We start from the raw sequence: 15,990 nt of genomic DNA on the forward strand, positions 1-15,990 counted from the left end.
CGTCAGGCCAGCACGGCGAGGTCGCGCTCGGCGTAGAGCCGGTGCTCCCACTCCTCGTGGAGCACCACGCGCAGGCACTGGGCGACGTCGAGTCCCTCGGCGTCGGACAGGAAGGCCGTCGCCGACGAGACGGGACGTGCCAGCCCGGCGTCGTCGAGGTCGGCCAGCACGCCCGCGACGGTCGCGCGCCGCTCGGCGCGCACGGCGAGGACGTCGTCCAGCGCGGGGCGTGCGTCGCGGTCCCACGGCACGCCGTCGACATCCGGCGCCTCGTCCCACGGGAGGTCGAGCGGGTGCCAGGGCGACGGATCGGCGAGGACCACGCCGCCCACCCAGCACGCGTGCGCGAACCCGAGGTGGCGCAGCGTCTCGACGAACGACCACTCCTCGTCGACCCGCTCGTGCAGCCGCTCCTGCGGCAGGGTGCGGGCACGGTCGAGCGTCGCGGACCAGAGCCGGTCGACCACGTCGAACGCCTCGCGGAAGCCGTCGGCGGTGGCGGGGCGCATCAACGCCCGCTCGGGCATCCGGCGGTCGAGCTCGGCCTCGACGTGGGCCGTGACGTCGACGCCGTTGACGACCAGCCGGCCGATCTCGCCGTGGATCTCCAGGTCGGGGACCTCCACGCCGGTCATCCGGACGCCGTCGAGGTAGGCCGCGCGCACCCGGGTGCCGCTCAGGTCGACCTCACGGAGCACCACGTCGCGCAGCCGCACCTCGCGCCACGTGCTGCCGCTGAGGTCGACGCGCTCGAACGTGGAGCCGGCGAGGTCCTGCTCGGAGAAGTCGGTCATGGGGCCACCGTAGGGACGGATCCGGACGAGGCGCGTCCGGATCGACCCGGTGTGGCAAACTCGTGTAATCAAGTCATGTTAAGCGAGAAAGCGGGGCGGGGATGACGACCACGGAGCAGGTGCGCGACACCGGGTGGAACCAGCGCTACGGCGAGGAGGGGGAGGAGCCGACGGCCGCGTCCGACGTCGTCCGACTGCAGCTCGCGCACCGGTCGGTGCGCCGCTTCCTGCCCGACGAGGTGTCCGAGCCCGAGCTGCGTGCCCTGGTCGCGGCGGCGCAGTCGGCACCGACCTCGTCCAACCTCCAGCCGTGGAGCGTGGTCGCGGTGCGCGACCCGGAGCGACGCCGACGGCTGTCGACGCTCGCCGCGCGCCAGTCGTTCGTCGCCGAGGCGCCGCTGCTGCTGGTCTGGGTCGCCGACCTGGGGCGCGCCCGGCGGCTCGCGGAGAGCCGGGGGAGCTCGGTCGACGCGGCCGACTACCTCGAGACCGCGCTGATCGGCTTCATCGACGTCGCCCTCGCCGCGCAGAACGCCGTGGTGGCCGCGGAGTCGCTGGGGCTCGGCTCCTGCTACGTGGGGGCGATCCGCAACAACCCCGAGGAGGTCGCGGCCGAGCTCGGGCTGCCGCCGCACGCCGTGGCGGCGTTCGGCCTGGCGGTGGGCCGCCCGGACCCGTCCGAGCACGCCGGGGTCAAGCCGCGGCTGCCGCAGCAGGCCGTGCTCCACCACGAGCAGTACGACGCCGCGCGCGCCGACGCCCACCTGGCGGCGTACGACGAGCGGCTCGCGGACTACAACGAGCGCTACGGCCTCGGCGGGGCGTGGACCGACCGGGTGCTGGCGCGGCTGGCGGGCCCGCAGTCGATGGCCGGGCGGCACCGGCTGCGCGAGGCGCTGGAGGGCCTCGGCCTGCCGGTGCGCTGACCGGCTACCCACCGACTACCAGGTCAGCTCGATCTCGACCTCGTTGTCCTCGCCGAGCTCGACCTCGACCTTGAGCCGCACCTCGTCGGGCACGGCGACCGTGACCCGACCGCCGTCGCGCGCGAACTCCACGGAGTTGTGCTTGGCGAGCGAGTCGGCCAGGGCGCGCAGCCGGGCCGCCGCCTCCTCGCGGGTCATCGTGCGGGTCTCGTCCATCTCGAAGAGGTCCATGTCCCGAACCTAACGAGCGGGTGGGCACGCGCCGGCTCGTCGGACCGGCGTGCAACCGTCCGGGCGTCCGCACCCGTCAGTGTGGGTGGAGGCAGCCGGACGCACGTCCGGCCAGGACCGGCACGGGGGTGTCACAGTGGGACCTGCAGGCAGGGACGAGGAGTTCTCGTCGTTCGTCCGCGAGCACCGGGCCGCCCTCGTGGGCGCCGCGCGGCTGCTGACCGCCGGTGACGAGGGCTGGGCCGAGGACGTCGTGCAGACGACCCTGACCCGGCTCTACCTGCGCTGGCGCCACGTCCGGCGCGCGGACAACCGGTTCGCCTACGCCCGCACCGCGCTCACGCACGCCTTCATCGACGAGACCCGGCGGGCGCACCGGCGGCGCGAGCTGTCGGCGCAGGAGCCCCGCGACCCCGGCGCGTCCGCGCCGACCGGTGCGGACCACGAGACCCGGGCCGTCGTCGCCGACGCGCTCGCCGGCCTGGCGCCGCGCCAGCGCGCCGTCGTCGTGCTGCGCCACTGGCTCGACCTCGACGTCGCCGAGACCGCGCGGGTCCTCGGCTGCAGCCCCGGGACGGTCAAGTCCCAGAACGCCCGCGCGCTCGCCCACCTGCGCGAGGTGCTCGACGTCGCGCTCCACCCCGCCACCGAGGAGACCCGATGAACGACCAGCTGCACGACCTGCTCGACCGCGTCGCCCGCCCGGGGGACCCCGGAGCCGCCGCCGCGTCCGCCGTCGACGACCTGGCCCGCGCCCGCACCGCGCTGCGCCGCCGGCAGCGGTGTACGTTCTCGGCCGGGCTCGCGCGCTCACCACCCTCGCCGTGCTCGGCGCCGGCACCGCCGTCGTCGTCGGCGGCAGCGAGCCCGCCGGCACCGATGCCGCCCCGCCGAGTGCCCCGCCGGCCGCGCCGCCGTCCGCCCCCGGCGCCGACGCCTCGGCGGCGCCCGAGCGGCAGCCGCGCGGGCAGCGCCAGCAGCGGCCGCAGCGCCCGGCGGCCGAGGAGGTGCGCCTGGTCGCGCAGCCGATGGCGGCCGGGCCGTACACGTTCGGCACCACACCCGAGGGCTGGGAGGTGCAGAACAACGAGCCGTTCGCCGTGACGATCGGGCGGATCGGGGAGACCAACCGCGACCCGGCGTCGTTCGTCGGCAAGCTCGTCATCATGCTCGACGACCTCCCGCTCGGCGGCGGCGAGCGGGTCACCGTCGACGGTCGCGAGATGGTCGTCCGCGACAACGGCGACGGCTACGTCACCGTGTCGGTGGCCACCCGGCCCGGGGAGCCGCAGGGCACCGTACGCGTCCAGTTCCCCGCCGACCTCGGCTGGACCCGCGACGCCGCGCTCACCTTCCTGTCCAGCGTGGTCGTCGGGCCCGACGCCGAGGTCGTCCACGGCTGACGACTCGTCGACGGCGTCCTAGGCTCGGGCCATGGCGGACCTCGACGCGGTGGAGGCCAGGCTCTGGCAGGCGCTCGACCGGCACCGGCCCGAGCTGGTGGACGGCACGATCTACGGGGTGCCCGCGCTGGTGTGGCCGGGCGCCACCGGTCACGACTACTTCGCCGCGGTGAAGCGCGCGAGCCGGCACGTCGGGCTCTACCTGGTCGTCGCGGACCGCCACCCCGACGTGGTCGCGGCCGCCCAGCCCGGGCTCCGGGCGTGCCGGACCGGCCGGGCGACATGGTCGTTCCGGACCCTGGACGAGCCGCTGGCCGGTGAGCTGGAGGCGCTGCTCGACGCGCTGGTGGAGCGCTACCGCGCCGAGCACGGCTGAGCCGCCCCGCTCAGTCGGGCACGCGGAACCGGCGTCGCCACGGCTCGTGGCCCTCGGCACGCGCCACGACGCGGACCACGATCCGCGAGCCGGCGAGGCGGCGGCCGATGCGGAGCCGGCGCCCGTCCTCGCCGCGCAGCCTGCTCCCGTCGGCGTACCAACGGACGCGCAGCGTGACCCCACCGACCGGCCAGCTCCCGCGGCGCACGCGCAGCACCGTTCCTGCGCGGACGTGTCCCGTCAGGCTGGGCGCGACCACGGGTGCGAGGACCGACGGGGCCGCGGGCGTCGGCAGCGGAATGGGCGTGGGCGTCGAGGTGGGCGTCGAGGTCGGGGTGGGCGTCGAGGTCGGAGTGGGCGTCGAGGTCGGAGTGGGCGTCGAGGTGGGAGTCGGGGTGGGAGTCGGGGTCGGGGTAGGCGTCGGGGTGGGTGTCGGTGTGGCGGTGGGGACCACGAGCGCCGCGGACCGGCTGGTCGCGACTGTCCCGAAGCGCGACACGGCGGTCTCCACGACCGTGATCGAGGCGCCGAGGTCGTCGGGGGAGAGGTCGTAGCGGTCGCCCTGGCCCGGGACGGGGACGCCGTCGCGGTACCACTGCCACGACCGGCTGTCCGGCCACGCCGACCAGGTCGCCCAGTCCGCGTCGATCCCGGCGTTGTTCGGCTCGGTGGTGGGGTCTCCGTAGCGCGCCAGCGCGGGGGCACCGATGGCGGTGAACGCGGCCTCGGCGAGCTCGGCGTCGACCTCGCGGTGCTGCCCGTCGGCGAGGTCGATCGGCACGGCGTCCCCGATCGACACCGCGTCGGGGTGGAACTGGTCGACGAGGTCACCGTCGGTGTCGAAGCCGAGCACGTAGCGGCCGGCGCTGAGGCCGAGGATGTCGTAGTGGCCGGCGTGGTCGGTGGTGTCGTGGGCGACCTCGGTCCACGTCCCGTCGACCTCGCGCCAGGCGCTCACGCGTGCCTGGGCCTGCTCGCCGGCGGGGTCGGTGACGTCGCCGCTGATCCCGGCCGCGTGGTCGACCGTGGCGTCGCCGACCGCGAGCTCGGTCGCGTGCGGGAGGTCGACGGTGGTGGCACCGGCGAGGTCGGGGGAGTCGTCGTAGAACTCGTGGAGCCAGGCGCCGGAGTCATCCTGGAGCTCGAGGCGGTAGGCGCCCTCGGTCAGCCCGTAGATGACGTACCAGCCGTCCCGGTCGGTGGTCCCGTGCCCGGTCGCCACGCGCTGCCACTGCCCGTCGACCTGCGTCCACGACCGCACCCAGATGCCCCGGACGCCAACGCCGGCGGCGTCCACCACGCGCCCGTACAGCGTCGAGTGGGTGGCCAGCACCGCATCGATCCCGGGGACGACCTCGAGCGGTCCGACCGCCACGTCCCTGCCCTCGTCCAGGCTGGCGGCGTCGGCGTAGACCTCCTCCGCGCGCTCGCCGCTGTAGTCCTGGAACCGCAGGCGGTACGCGCCCTCCGGCAGCCCGCCGACGTCGTAGAAGCCGGCGCTGTCCGTGTCGGCCCGGCTGACCAGGTCCCAGGCGCCCGGGCTGCCGGTCCAGGCCGTGACGACCCCTCTCGTCACGGGCTCGCCGGACTCGCCCGTGAGGTGGCCGGTGATGTGCGAGGCGGTGCTCAGTCCGACGTCGCCGAGGTCGACGGTGCTCGCGCCCACCTCGATGTCGGTGGCGGACGCGAGGTCCGCGGCACCGTCGTAGAACTCGGTCAGCGCCCGGCCCCGGCCGTCGACGAACCGCAGCCGCACGGTGCTGTTGCTCAGGTCGTCCGGCACCCGGAACGTGCCGTCGGCGCGGGTCTCGTAGGAGCTGAGCTCCACGAACCGGTCGGGGGACAGCTCGTAGAACGGGGTCACCGTCACGCCGCCGAGGACCCGGCCGTCCTCGCCGACCACGCGTCCGACGACGTTGACCTCGGCGGCCGACGCCGGAGGGGCGACCAGCGTCGAGGCGACGAGCACACCGATGACGACCATGATCCGCCGCACTGCAGCCCCCCGGCTCCCGGGCAACCGGAGCGGGTGCCGTGCGGGAAACCTAGCGGCGCGCCGTCAGGCTGTCCATGACACCCGGACCGAGGGGTGGGGCCTCACAGCCCCAGCATCCGGCCGATGATCTCCTTCTGGATCTCGGTGGTGCCGCCGTAGATGGTCTGGATGCGGGAGTCGGTGTAGGCCTTCGAGATCGGGTACTCGTCCATGTAGCCGTAGCCCCCGTGCAGCTGGACGCCCGCGTCGACCACGCGCTTCTGCAGCTCGGTGGTCCACCACTTCGCCATCGAGGCGAGCGCGGTGTCGACCGTGCCGGCGTTGAGCCGCAGCACGCAGTCGTTGATGAAGACCCGGGCGATGTGGGCCTCGGTGGCCATCTCGGCGAGCACGAAGCGGTTGTGCTGGAACTTCCCGATCGGCCGGCCGAAGGCCTCGCGCTCCTTGGCGTAGGCCAGGCACAGGTCGAGGACGTGCTCGATCGCGGCGACGGCGATGCAGCCGATCGAGACGCGCTCCTGCGGCAGGTTCTCCATCAGGTAGACGAAGCCGCGGCCCTCCTCGCCGAGGAGGTTCTCCTTCGGCACCCGCACGTCGGTGAACGACAGCTCGGCGGTGTCCTGGGCGTGCAGGCCCATCTTGGCAAGGTTGCGGCCACGCTCGAAGCCCTCCATGCCGCGCTCGACGACGAGCAGCGAGATGCCCTGGTGGCCGGCCTCGGGGTCCGTCCGGCAGACCACGACCACCAGGTCGGACAGGATGCCGTTGGAGATGAAGGTCTTCGACCCGTTGAGGACGTAGTGGTCGCCCGCGTCGACCGCCGTCGTGCGGATGCCCTGGAGGTCGGACCCGGCGCCGGGCTCGGTCATCGCGATCGCGGTGACGATGTCGCCGGACACGCAGCCGGGCAGCCAGCGCTGCTTCTGCTCGTCGGTCCCGAGCGAGGAGAGGTAGGGGACGATGATGTCGGTGTGGACGGCGAACCCGGGCCCGGAGGCGCCGGCCCGTGCGGCCTCCTCGCTGAGCACCATGTTGTAGCGGAAGTCCTTGATGCCCGCGCCTCCGTAGGCCTCCTCGACGTCGAAGCACAACAGCCCCCGCTCGCCGGCGCGACGCCACACCTCGCGGTCGACGACACCGGCCTCCTCCCACGCGGCGTGGTGGGGCGTCACCTCCTTGTCGAAGAAGGCGCGCGCGACGGCGCGGAAGTCCTCGTGCTCCTGCTCCAGGATGCTGGGGCGGTCAGGCATGGCGTGGGGTTCCGTTCAGGTCGTCGAGCATGGACAGCGGGCCGAGGTCGGCCAGGGTGTGGCCGCCGGGATAGGTCGTGGGGCGGTGGACGTACGCCGTGCGGCGCGGGGGCGCGAGCCGCAGCAGCCGGCCGCGCAGCCGCAGCCCGTCGCGGACCGCGCGCACGAACCAGCGCGGCTGCCGCGGCAGGCCGAGGACCTCGCGCAGCGGCTCGTCCATCACCGCGATCGTCACCCGTCGCAGCAGCGGGCGCAGCGGCGCGGGCGACGTCTCCTTCGCGATCCGGATCGAGGCCTCCGCGAGCCGGGTCGCCTCCGGCGTGGGGGTGAAGTGCCGTCGCTCGTGGTCGAGGAGCAGGGCGAGGTAGCCGTCGTAGGTCGTGGGCAGGTCCTTGAGCCCCATCAGCTCACCGAAGCGGGTGGTGACCTTGGTGATCGCGGCCAGCTCGTGGGGGTCGAGTCGGCGCCAGCCGTAGGCCTCGATCCAGCGCACCGGGCCGACGATGGTGGTCGCGAGGACGTACGCGAAGTCCTCGGCCGCGATGTCGTAGTGGCCGTGGATCCGGTTGAGCCGGCGCAGCGCGGCGTGCGAGCGCGGCGAGTCGATGCCGTCGAGCGTGGCCTCCTGGCCGATCAGGATGGTGTCGTCGTAGCGCTTGACGCCGTGGTCCTCGAACTCGCGGGTGTGGTCGAGCAGCCGCGCGATCGAGGGGATGCCGTAGTCGCGCAGGAACGCGATGCCGGTGCCCTGGGAGTAGTCCCAGGGGAACTCGAAGCGGGCCGTCAGCCGCAGGATCTCGTCGTGGTCGACCTCCGGGTCCAGCGTCCGGATCCGGTGGAGGTTCGCCAGGCGCCGGGAGCGGCGCGGGCTCAGGACACCCATTCCTTCACCTGGGCCACGGTGGCGGCCGGGTCGTCGCTGACGGGGGTGATGTTGAGGTCGGTCACACCGGCCTCGCGGAAGGCGGCGATCCGCTCCTTGACGTACGACTCCGGCCCGACGAGGTTGGCGGCCTCGAGCCACTCGGTCGGCACCAGCGCCTCGGCCTCCTTCTTCTTCCCCGAGAGGTAGAGGTCCTGGATCCTCTCCGCCTCCTCCTCGTAGCCGTAGGCGCGGGCGACGTCGTTGTAGAAGTTCTTGCCCTTCGCGCCCATGCCGCCGACGTAGAGCGCGAAGATCGGCCGCGCGAAGTCGAGCAGCGCCTTGGTGTCGGCCCCCTCACCGATCGCGAGCATGCCGCCGGCCATCACCTGCAGCGGGCCGAGGCCGTCGAGCCGCTTGGCGTTGCCGGCCGCGAGCGCGTCGCCCCAGACCAGGTGGGCCTTCTCGGGGTGGAAGAGGTGGGGGATCCAGCCGTCGGCGATCTCGGCGGTCTGCTCGACGTTCTTCGGGCCGAGCGAGGCGATCCAGATCGGGATGGTGTCGCGCTCGACCTTCGTGAGGATCTTGAGCGGCTTGCCCAGCCCGGTGACCGCTCCGTGCTCCTTGGTCAGGGGCAGGTGGAAGACGCCGTCGGAGGTGAGCGGCTCGCGCCTCAGCCCGCGCCGGACGAGGTCGACGACCTCCGCGGTGCGGGCCATCGGCTTCGCGTAGGGCACGCCGTGGAACCCCTCGATGACCTGCGGGCCGCTCACGCCGAGGCCGAGGATCGCGCGCCCCTGGCTGACGTTGTCGAGTCCGGCGGCCGTCTGCAGCAGCGCGCCCGGCGTGCGGGAGTAGATGTTGAGGATCCCCGACCCGATCTGCACGGTCTCGGTCTTCGCCGCGAGGTAGCCCATGAGCGTGGGGGAGTCGAAGCCGTACGCCTCCGCGACCCACACGCTGTCGAGACCTGCGCGCTCCAGCGCGACCACGTCGTCGGCGGCCTTGCGGGGGTTGCCGTCGTACATCAGCAGGGTGGCGAGGCGCATGCCGCAATCGTGACAGTTTCACTGTCACAATGGAAGGGCCGCGCTGCCTGCTGAGCGGTGTCCCACCCACATTCTCGGCGTCGCGAAGGTGGGTCAGTCACCGCTCGCAGGCGTGTCCCCGCGCGACACGCGGGCGAGCGGTGTCCCACCCACCTTTTCCGCACCAGGACTGTGGCTCACGCACCGCTCGCCCTGCGGCTCAGCGCCGCAGCTCGTCGAGGATCCGCTGGGCACGCGGCGAGGGGTACCAGGCCAGCGGCCGCTCGTGGTCCGGAGCGGTCAGCGGGCGCCGCGCGACGAGCTCGTGGCACCAGCCGTCGACCGAGACGAGGTCGCCCCAGGCGGTGCGACCGACCAGCGACTGGGCGTAGAGCGCGTCGTCCCCGCCCGGGCAGTCGTACCTGCCCGGGTCCCCGAGCGGCTCGGCCCGACGCTCGAGGTCGGCCGTCAGCACGGCGAGTGCCGCGGACGGGACGCGCACCGGCCCGCGGAACGGCGGCAGCTCGCGGGCGTCCGGTCGCCAGCAGGACACCGCGACGACCATGTCCGCGGCCGACCCGGTGAGGGAGTACGGCGTCGGCGGGTCGTCGGCCGGGCAGTCCGGCACCGGTGGCAGTGCGGTCGGGGCGTCCTGCCCCTCACGCTGCTCCTCGACGAGGGCGAGAGCCGTCTCCAGGACCTCGCTCGCTCCGTACCACCGCCCGACCCCGAGGGTCACGAAGCCGCAGCCTGCGGTGTCACCCTCGATCCGGGCGTAGCGGTCGCGGGAGAACCGCAGCACCAGGTCGTAGCCCCAGCCGGCCTGCATCGTGCAGGCCACGTCCTCGACCGGCGCCTCCTCGAGGCCGTCGAGCACGTCGCGCAAGCGGGACAGGTCGCCCTCGACCAGGTCGGTGGGTGCCGTCCAGGGCATCGAGCTGTCGTCGCGCGCGCACACCAGCATCGCCAGCGGCTCGGCGTCGAGCGGGACCACCGGCAGCTGGGTCACGTCGGTGTCGCAGGTCAGCTCGCCGCTGATCGCGTAGGCGCGGTCGACGTCCGAGCGCGGCGGCGCCGGCGGGTCCGCGCCGAGCGCCGAGACCAGCGCGACCACGGGCAGCACCAGCGCCAGCAGCGCGAGCGCGCCGACCACGAGCGTCCCCCGTCCCCTCATGCGCCGAGCATGCCGCGTCGCGGCGGCGGTGTGCTGGTCCGACACCGAACCGTGATCAGCCCTTCCCGTGCCACGACTCCCAGAGCGAGGCGTACGACCCGCCCGCCTCGACGAGCTCGTCGTGCGAGCCGAGCTCGGCGATGACGCCGTCCTCCACCACCGCGACCCGGTCGGCGTCGTGGGCGGAGAAGAGCCGGTGGGCGATCGCGATGACCGTACGTCCCTCCAGCACCCGCGCGAGCGAGCGCTCGAGGTGACGGGCGGCGCGGGGGTCGATGAGCGACGTGGCCTCGTCGAGGACCAGCGTGTGCGGGTCGGCCAGCACCAGCCGGGCCAGCGCGACCTGCTGGGCCTGCGCCGCGCTCAGGCTGCGACCGCCGGAGCCGACGAGCGTGTCCAGCCCCTCGGGCAGCGCCAGCGCCCAGTCGCGGGCGTCCACGGCGTCGAGCGCGTCCAGCACCTGAGCGTCGTCGGCCTCGGGGCGGGCGAGCACCAGGTTCTCGCGCAGCGTGCCGACGAAGACGTGGTGCTCCTGGGTCACCAGCGCGACGTGGCCGCGCAGGTCGTCGAGCGGCAGCTCGACCAGCCCGACGTCGCCGACCGTGACGCTGCCGGTGCGCGGCGGGTGGATGCCGGCCAGCAGCCGGCCCAGGGTGGACTTCCCGGCGCCGGACGGGCCGACCATCGCGATCCGCTCGCCGACCCCGACGTCGAGGTCGACGCCGTGCAGCACGTCGCGGCCCTCGACGTAGGCGAAGCGCACGTCCTCGGCGTCGAGCTTCTCCGAGGCCGGTTCGCGGCCGGACACGGAGCGGTCGTCGGGCACCTGCGCGACGCCGAGCAGCCGGGACAGCGCAGCCGCGCCGAGCTGGAGCTCGTCGAGGATCGAGACCAGCCGGTCGACCGGGTCGATGAGCATCTGGACGTAGAGCGTCGCGGTGGTGACCTCGCCGAGGGTCACCTCGCCGCGGGCGTAGAGCCAGCCGCCGAAGAGCAGCGTCCCGACGACCGGCAGCAGGTAGCTCAGCTCCATGCTCGGGAAGAACCGGGTGCGCAGGTGGAGCGTGTAGCGCTCGGCCGCGAAGGACGCGCGGCAGTCGTCGTCGCCCTGCTGGACCCGCTTGGCTCCCAGCCCGAGCGCCTCGACGGTGCGCGAGCCCTCGACGGTCTCCGAGAGCGTCGTGGTGATCTGGGAGTACGACGCGGTCTCGGCGAGGTAGCCGTCCTTGGCGCGCGCGAGGTACCACCGCAGGCCGACCACCAGCGGCGGCATCGCCAGCAGGCAGGGCAGGAACACCCACCAGCCCACCGACAGCGCCGCGGCGAAGGTGAGCACCGCGGTGACCACGGCGATGGTCCACTCCGGCAGCGCCCAGCGCACCGACCACCCGAGCCGGTCGATGTCGGAGCCGGTGCGGGTCAGCAGGTCGCCGGAGCCGGCCGCCTCGACGGTGCCGACGGGCAGCGCCAGCGTGTTGGCCACGAAGTCCTCGCGGAGCTCGGCCAGGACCAGCTCGCCCATCACCTGCGAGCGGTAGCGGGCGTAGCGGGTCAGCACCGACTGCGCGACCAGGAAGACCGCCAGCAGCACCACGATCCGGTCGACGTGGGCGCGGGTGGTGCCCTCCTCGACGGCCTGCACCAGGTCGCCGAGCAGCCGGGGAGCGGCGAGCGCGGTCAGCGCTGCGAGCACGTGGAGCCCGAGCGCGCTCCACAGCAGGAACGGGTGGCGGTGGGCGACCTGGCCGACGTAGCGGCGCACCGCACGACCGTCCGCGATCGGCAGCCTCGTCGTCACGCTCATGCGCTGACCTCCACGTCGCGCACCACGACGGCGCGGTAGTCCGGGTGGGACGCCAGCAGGTCGGCGTGGGTGCCGGTCGCGACGACCTGGTCGTCGACGAGGAAGGCGACCTCGTCGACCGCGTCGAGCAGCAGCGGGCTGACGGTCGTGACGACCGTCGTACGACCGGCGCGGTGGGCGCGCAGCCGCGAGGCGATCCGGGCCTCGGTGTGGGCGTCGACGGCGCTGGTCGGCTCGACGAGGACCAGGACCTCGGGGTCGGCGGTGAGGGCGCGGGCCAGCACCAGCCGCTGGCGCTGGCCGCCGGAGAAGGAGCGGCCCTTCTCGGTGACGACCGTGTCGAGTCCGTCGGGCAGCGCCTCGAGCACGTCCTCGGCCGAGGCGGTGGCGATCGCGGCCTCCACGCCGCCGCGACCGTGCTCGTCGAGCCGGTCGCCGAGGCGCCCGGCGAAGAGCGTGGCACCGGTGTCGGACACCATGACCCGCTCGCGCACCACCGCGTGCGGCAGGGACGTCAGCGGGGTCCCGCCGAGCGACACCTCGTCGTCCTGCTCGGCCGCGCACAGCCCCAGCCGGTCGGCGAGGTGCGCGGAGTCGTCGGGGCGCTCCGAGACGATCGCGGTGAGGGTGCCGGGGCGTACGCGCAGGCCGGAGCGCGCGTCGCGGAGCTCGGCGAGCGGGGCCGGGGTGGGCGCGGGGGAGGCCGGCTCGACGACGTCGGGGTCGAGCGCCAGCACGCGGCAGACCCGCGAGGCCGCGACCCGTCCGCGGATCAGCTTGTTGGCGAACTCGGTGGCGGTGCGCAGCGGGAGCATGAGGAAGGCGGAGTAGCCGTAGAAGGCGACCAGCTCGCCGGCGCTGATCTCGCCGGCCACCGCCGAGCGGGCGCCGAGCCAGACGACCAGCACCACGAAGATCCCGGGCAGGAAGACCTGCAGCGCGTCGAGCACCGACTGCAGGCGGGCGACCTCGACGGCGGCGGTCCGGGTCGCCTGCGACTCACGCCGGTAGCGGCCGAGGAAGACGCCCTCGCCGCCGATGCCGCGCAGCACCCGGAGGCCGCCGACGATGTCGGTGCCGGTGTTGGACAGGTCGGAACGCATCTGGCGCTCGGTGGCGCTGCGGGCCTGCAGCGGCTTGAGCAGCGGTCCCATCAGCAGGAGCAGCAGCGGCACGCCGATCAGCACCACCAGGCCGAGCTGGACCGAGGTGGTGAGCAGGATCGTCGAGACCAGGAGGAACGACACGATCGCGCCGGAGAACCGGGCGGTCACGTCCATCACGTTGCCGATGTGGTCGAGGTCGGTGGTGCCGATCGCGATCACCTCGCCGGTGCTGACCTTGCGCGGCAGCGAGCCGCCGAGCCGCACCGACTGGCGCGTGGTCAGCTGGACGACGCGGTAGGACGCGGTGAGCCAGTTGGTGACCGCGAAGCGGTGGCGCATGATGCCGGTGACGGCCTGCAGCAGGCCGATGCCGAGCATGACGCCGGCCCAGACGACCAGCTGCTGCTCGTCGCGGGCGGCCACGCCGCGGTCGATCGCCCGACCCAGCACCGCCGGCATCACCGCCTGGCACGACATCCACACGATGCCGAAGAACATCCCGCCGAGCAGCGTCTGCCACTGGCCGCGGGCCAGCCACCACAGGAAGCGACCGGGGGTGCGGTGGTCCGCCACTCCTGGATCGGGGACGGGGAGGCTGCGCACCGAGTGATCCTAGGTGGGGGCCGACCCGCTCCTCGACCGGTTTTCGACGGCAGGCCTCGGGCCAGAGGGACGCGCTCCCTCAGACCTGGACGGACCGCTCGCCTGCGAGCACCGCCGCCACCGCATCCGAGCGGGGGCTCGACCCGAGCAGGGTCGCGGTGACGAAGTCGGCGGCGAGCGACTCGAACGTACGGCCCCGGCGCAGCATCGCGTGCCGCCCGCCGACGACCTCGACCCGGCTCACGTCCACCGACGGCCGGGCACGGGCGACGAGGTCGAGCGACGCCGCGGGACGCGCGATCCGGTCGTCGGTCCCGTGCACGACCAGCACCCTGGCCTCGGTCCGCAGCCGGTCGTCAGGACGCAGCCAGGGGTTGAGCGCGACCACGGAGCGCACGGCCGGGTCGCCGGCGGCGAGCAGCGCCGCCCGCCCTCCCAGCGAGTGCCCGACGAGGGCCACCGGTAGGTCGCCGTGCAGCTCGAGGACCCGCTCCAGCGCCCACGCCACGTCCATCACCGGGGTCGTCCGGGAGTCCCAGCCGCGGTGGGAGTTGAGCAGCCGGTGCACCGCCAGGCGCCGGCCACCGGCCCGGGCGACCCGCCGGGCCACCGGCACCATCCGCAGCACCGACAGCTGCGTCGGGCTGACCGTCGCGTCGTCGCCCCGGGCGGCACCACCGTGCAGCACCAGGACCACGCCCTCGGGACGCGACGGCGTGCGGACGGGGATCAGGCGGGGACCGGTCATGGCGTCCGGCCCGTACCCCCGCCGGGCCGTCCCATCCCCGGTCGGCACCGTCAGCGCCCGAGCCCGGCCACGACCTCGGCGCCGGGCAGGTCGGCGAGCAGCCGGCCGGGGACCAGCAGCTTCGAGCGGCGCACCCCGCTCCCGAGGACGACGAGCGGCTCGTCGAGGAGCGCGTCGTGGACCAGCACCCGCCAACCGGACGGCAGCCCGAGCGGGGTGATGCCGCCGTGCTCCATGCCCGAGTCGGCCACCGCGCGGTCCATCGGCAGGAAGGAGCACTTCCGCACGTCGAGGAGCCTGCGCACGAGCGTGTTGACGTCGGCCCGGGTGTCGGCGCGGACCACGCAGGCCGCGACCCGCTCGTCGCCGCCGCGCGTGCCGGAGACGACGACGCAGTTGCCGCCGGCGCTCATCGGGACGTCGTACGCCTCGCTCATCGCCGCGGTGTCCGCGAGGTCGGGGTCGATCGCCACGACCGCGACCTCCGCGGCGCCCGGCCAGGACGCGAGCGCCGCCGCGACCGGCGGGGCGACCAGGTCGGGGTGCCCGGTCGCGGGCAGGGACTCCAGGGTGGGCAGGCTCGGGAGCGTCACGCGGCCATCATGCGGCATTCACCCAGGCGTCACCGTCCGGTCCCGTCGGCCGGTCAGGCTGCTGCCATGACGGTGACCCGCGAGGCGCTCCAGATGGCCCCGTCGTTGGTCCTCACGCCTGCCGTGGTCGCGCACCGCGGCGCCAGCGGGCACCGTCCCGAGCACACCCTCGACGCCTACCGGACCGCGATCCGGATGGGCGTCGACGACATCGAGCTCGACCTCGTCTCCACCCGGGACGGGGTGCTCGTCGCCCGGCACGACCTCGAGCTCAGCACGACGACCGACGTGGCGTCGCGTGCGGGGCTCGCCCACCTGCGCCGCACCCGCACCGTCGACGGGGTGGCCCAGCGGGGCTGGTTCGCCCAGGACCTGACGCTCGCCGAGCTGAAGACCCTGGCGGCCCGGGAGCGGATGCCCCGCACCCGTCCGGCCAACACGGCCTACGACGGCGCGGAGGGCGTGCCGACGCTGACCGAGGTGCTCGCCATGGTGGCGGCCGAGTCGCTGCGGCGCGGCCGTCCGGTCGGGGTGCTGCTCGAGCTCAAGCACGCCGACCACCACGACCGGGCGGGCCTGCCGCTCGACGAGCCGCTGCTGCGCGAGCTCGCCCGCCACGGCCTCGACCACCCGTGGGCGCGGGTGACGCTGATGTCCTTCGAGGCCGGCATCCTGCGCCGGCTCGCGGGACGGACCCGGCTCCCGCTGGTGCAGCTGCTCGAGCCCGGTGACCCGGTCACGCCGGAGGCCCTCGACCGGATCGACGAGTACGCCGACGGCATCGGACCGCACACCTCGATGGTGCTCCCGCGCGACCCGACCGACGCCACCGGCGCACCCTCCCCGCTCGTGCGCGACGCCCACTGCCGCGGGCTCACCGTCCACGTCTGGACCCTGCGCGGGGAGAACCGCTTCCTGCCGCGCCACCTGCGCCGCGGCGACGCCCCGGACGGCCTCGGCGACCTCACCGCCGCGGTCCGGGCGCTGCTCGACGCGGGCGTCGACGGCGTGATCACCGACCACCCCGAGCAGGCGCTCTCGGCCCGGCGCGAGGTCGTGGCGCTGGGGTGACAGGGAGGGCCTGCCACCGGCGTAC

16 protein-coding genes are annotated in these 15,990 nt (G+C 74.3%); 5 read left to right on the forward strand and 11 right to left on the reverse strand.

Going from position 1 to position 15,990, the window contains the following annotated elements; translation table 11 throughout:
- Window positions 1-2: 2 nt before the first annotated feature.
- Window positions 3-794: a DinB family protein gene (locus LN652_RS17945; protein WP_230441946.1), complete on the reverse strand. Its 792-nt coding sequence runs from the start codon at window positions 792-794 to the stop codon at window positions 3-5.
- 101 nt (window positions 795-895) lie between these two features.
- Between LN652_RS17945 and LN652_RS17950 the strand changes: the two genes are divergently transcribed.
- Complete coding sequence (locus LN652_RS17950; protein WP_230441947.1) at window positions 896-1,720, forward strand: NADPH-dependent oxidoreductase; 825 nt, start codon at window positions 896-898, stop codon at window positions 1,718-1,720.
- 15 nt (window positions 1,721-1,735) lie between these two features.
- On the opposite strand, the gene LN652_RS17955 is transcribed toward LN652_RS17950, so the two are convergent.
- Window positions 1,736-1,951 (reverse strand): amphi-Trp domain-containing protein, encoded by a 216-nt coding sequence (locus LN652_RS17955; RefSeq protein WP_230441948.1) that lies wholly within the window; start codon window positions 1,949-1,951, stop codon window positions 1,736-1,738.
- A gap of 136 nt (window positions 1,952-2,087) precedes the next feature.
- Here LN652_RS17955 and LN652_RS17960 point away from each other — a divergent pair, with 136 nt between their 5' ends.
- The 3 genes from LN652_RS17960 to LN652_RS17970 all read left to right on the forward strand — a co-directional run bounded on the left by LN652_RS17960 (window position 2,088) and on the right by LN652_RS17970 (window position 3,730).
- Window positions 2,088-2,615 carry a SigE family RNA polymerase sigma factor gene (locus LN652_RS17960; protein WP_230441949.1) on the forward strand — a complete coding sequence of 176 codons (528 nt, stop codon included), beginning with the start codon at window positions 2,088-2,090 and terminating at the stop codon, window positions 2,613-2,615.
- Window positions 2,616-2,733: 118 nt separating this feature from the next.
- On the forward strand, window positions 2,734-3,354 hold the full coding sequence (locus tag LN652_RS17965; protein ID WP_230441950.1) for a hypothetical protein: 621 nt from the start codon (window positions 2,734-2,736) through the stop codon (window positions 3,352-3,354).
- A gap of 31 nt (window positions 3,355-3,385) precedes the next feature.
- Window positions 3,386-3,730, forward strand: coding sequence for a hypothetical protein (locus LN652_RS17970; RefSeq protein WP_230441951.1), 345 nt, complete (start codon window positions 3,386-3,388; stop codon window positions 3,728-3,730).
- Window positions 3,731-3,740: 10 nt separating this feature from the next.
- Here the strand turns inward: LN652_RS17970 and LN652_RS17975 are convergent, their stop codons facing one another.
- The 9 genes from LN652_RS17975 to LN652_RS18015 form a co-directional block, all read right to left on the reverse strand.
- Window positions 3,741-5,714: a carboxypeptidase-like regulatory domain-containing protein gene (locus LN652_RS17975; RefSeq protein ID WP_230441952.1), complete on the reverse strand. Its 1,974-nt coding sequence runs from the start codon at window positions 5,712-5,714 to the stop codon at window positions 3,741-3,743.
- Window positions 5,715-5,827: 113 nt separating this feature from the next.
- Window positions 5,828-6,976, reverse strand: a complete 1,149-nt coding sequence (locus tag LN652_RS17980) for an acyl-CoA dehydrogenase family protein (RefSeq protein WP_230441953.1) — start codon at window positions 6,974-6,976, stop codon at window positions 5,828-5,830.
- Complete coding sequence (locus tag LN652_RS17985) at window positions 6,969-7,859, reverse strand: oxygenase MpaB family protein (RefSeq protein WP_230441954.1); 891 nt, start codon at window positions 7,857-7,859, stop codon at window positions 6,969-6,971. Before LN652_RS17985 ends, LN652_RS17980 begins: the two co-directional genes overlap by 8 nt.
- Window positions 7,847-8,887 (reverse strand): LLM class F420-dependent oxidoreductase, encoded by a 1,041-nt coding sequence (locus LN652_RS17990; RefSeq protein ID WP_230441955.1) that lies wholly within the window; start codon window positions 8,885-8,887, stop codon window positions 7,847-7,849. The genes LN652_RS17985 and LN652_RS17990 overlap by 13 nt, the downstream gene beginning before the upstream one ends.
- Before the next feature lie 199 nt (window positions 8,888-9,086).
- Window positions 9,087-10,040, reverse strand: coding sequence for a hypothetical protein (locus LN652_RS17995; RefSeq protein WP_230441956.1), 954 nt, complete (start codon window positions 10,038-10,040; stop codon window positions 9,087-9,089).
- 55 nt (window positions 10,041-10,095) lie between these two features.
- Window positions 10,096-11,844 carry an ABC transporter ATP-binding protein gene (locus LN652_RS18000; protein WP_230441957.1) on the reverse strand — a complete coding sequence of 583 codons (1,749 nt, stop codon included), beginning with the start codon at window positions 11,842-11,844 and terminating at the stop codon, window positions 10,096-10,098.
- Window positions 11,841-13,553, reverse strand: coding sequence for an ABC transporter ATP-binding protein (locus LN652_RS18005; protein ID WP_230441958.1), 1,713 nt, complete (start codon window positions 13,551-13,553; stop codon window positions 11,841-11,843). The genes LN652_RS18000 and LN652_RS18005 overlap by 4 nt, the downstream gene beginning before the upstream one ends.
- Window positions 13,554-13,632: 79 nt before the next feature.
- Entirely contained in the window at window positions 13,633-14,301 is a 669-nt protein-coding gene (locus tag LN652_RS18010; RefSeq protein WP_230441959.1) for an alpha/beta hydrolase, read from the reverse strand.
- 50 nt (window positions 14,302-14,351) lie between these two features.
- Window positions 14,352-14,894, reverse strand: coding sequence for a YbaK/EbsC family protein (locus LN652_RS18015; RefSeq protein ID WP_230441960.1), 543 nt, complete (start codon window positions 14,892-14,894; stop codon window positions 14,352-14,354).
- Between the two features lie 66 nt (window positions 14,895-14,960).
- On the opposite strand from LN652_RS18015, the gene LN652_RS18020 reads away from it, so the two are divergent.
- Window positions 14,961-15,965, forward strand: coding sequence for a glycerophosphodiester phosphodiesterase family protein (locus LN652_RS18020; RefSeq protein WP_230441961.1), 1,005 nt, complete (start codon window positions 14,961-14,963; stop codon window positions 15,963-15,965).
- Window positions 15,966-15,990 lie beyond the last annotated feature (25 nt).

The sequence above is a fragment of the Nocardioides okcheonensis genome (assembly GCF_020991065.1).
GTDB lineage: Bacteria > Actinomycetota > Actinomycetes > Propionibacteriales > Nocardioidaceae > Nocardioides > Nocardioides okcheonensis.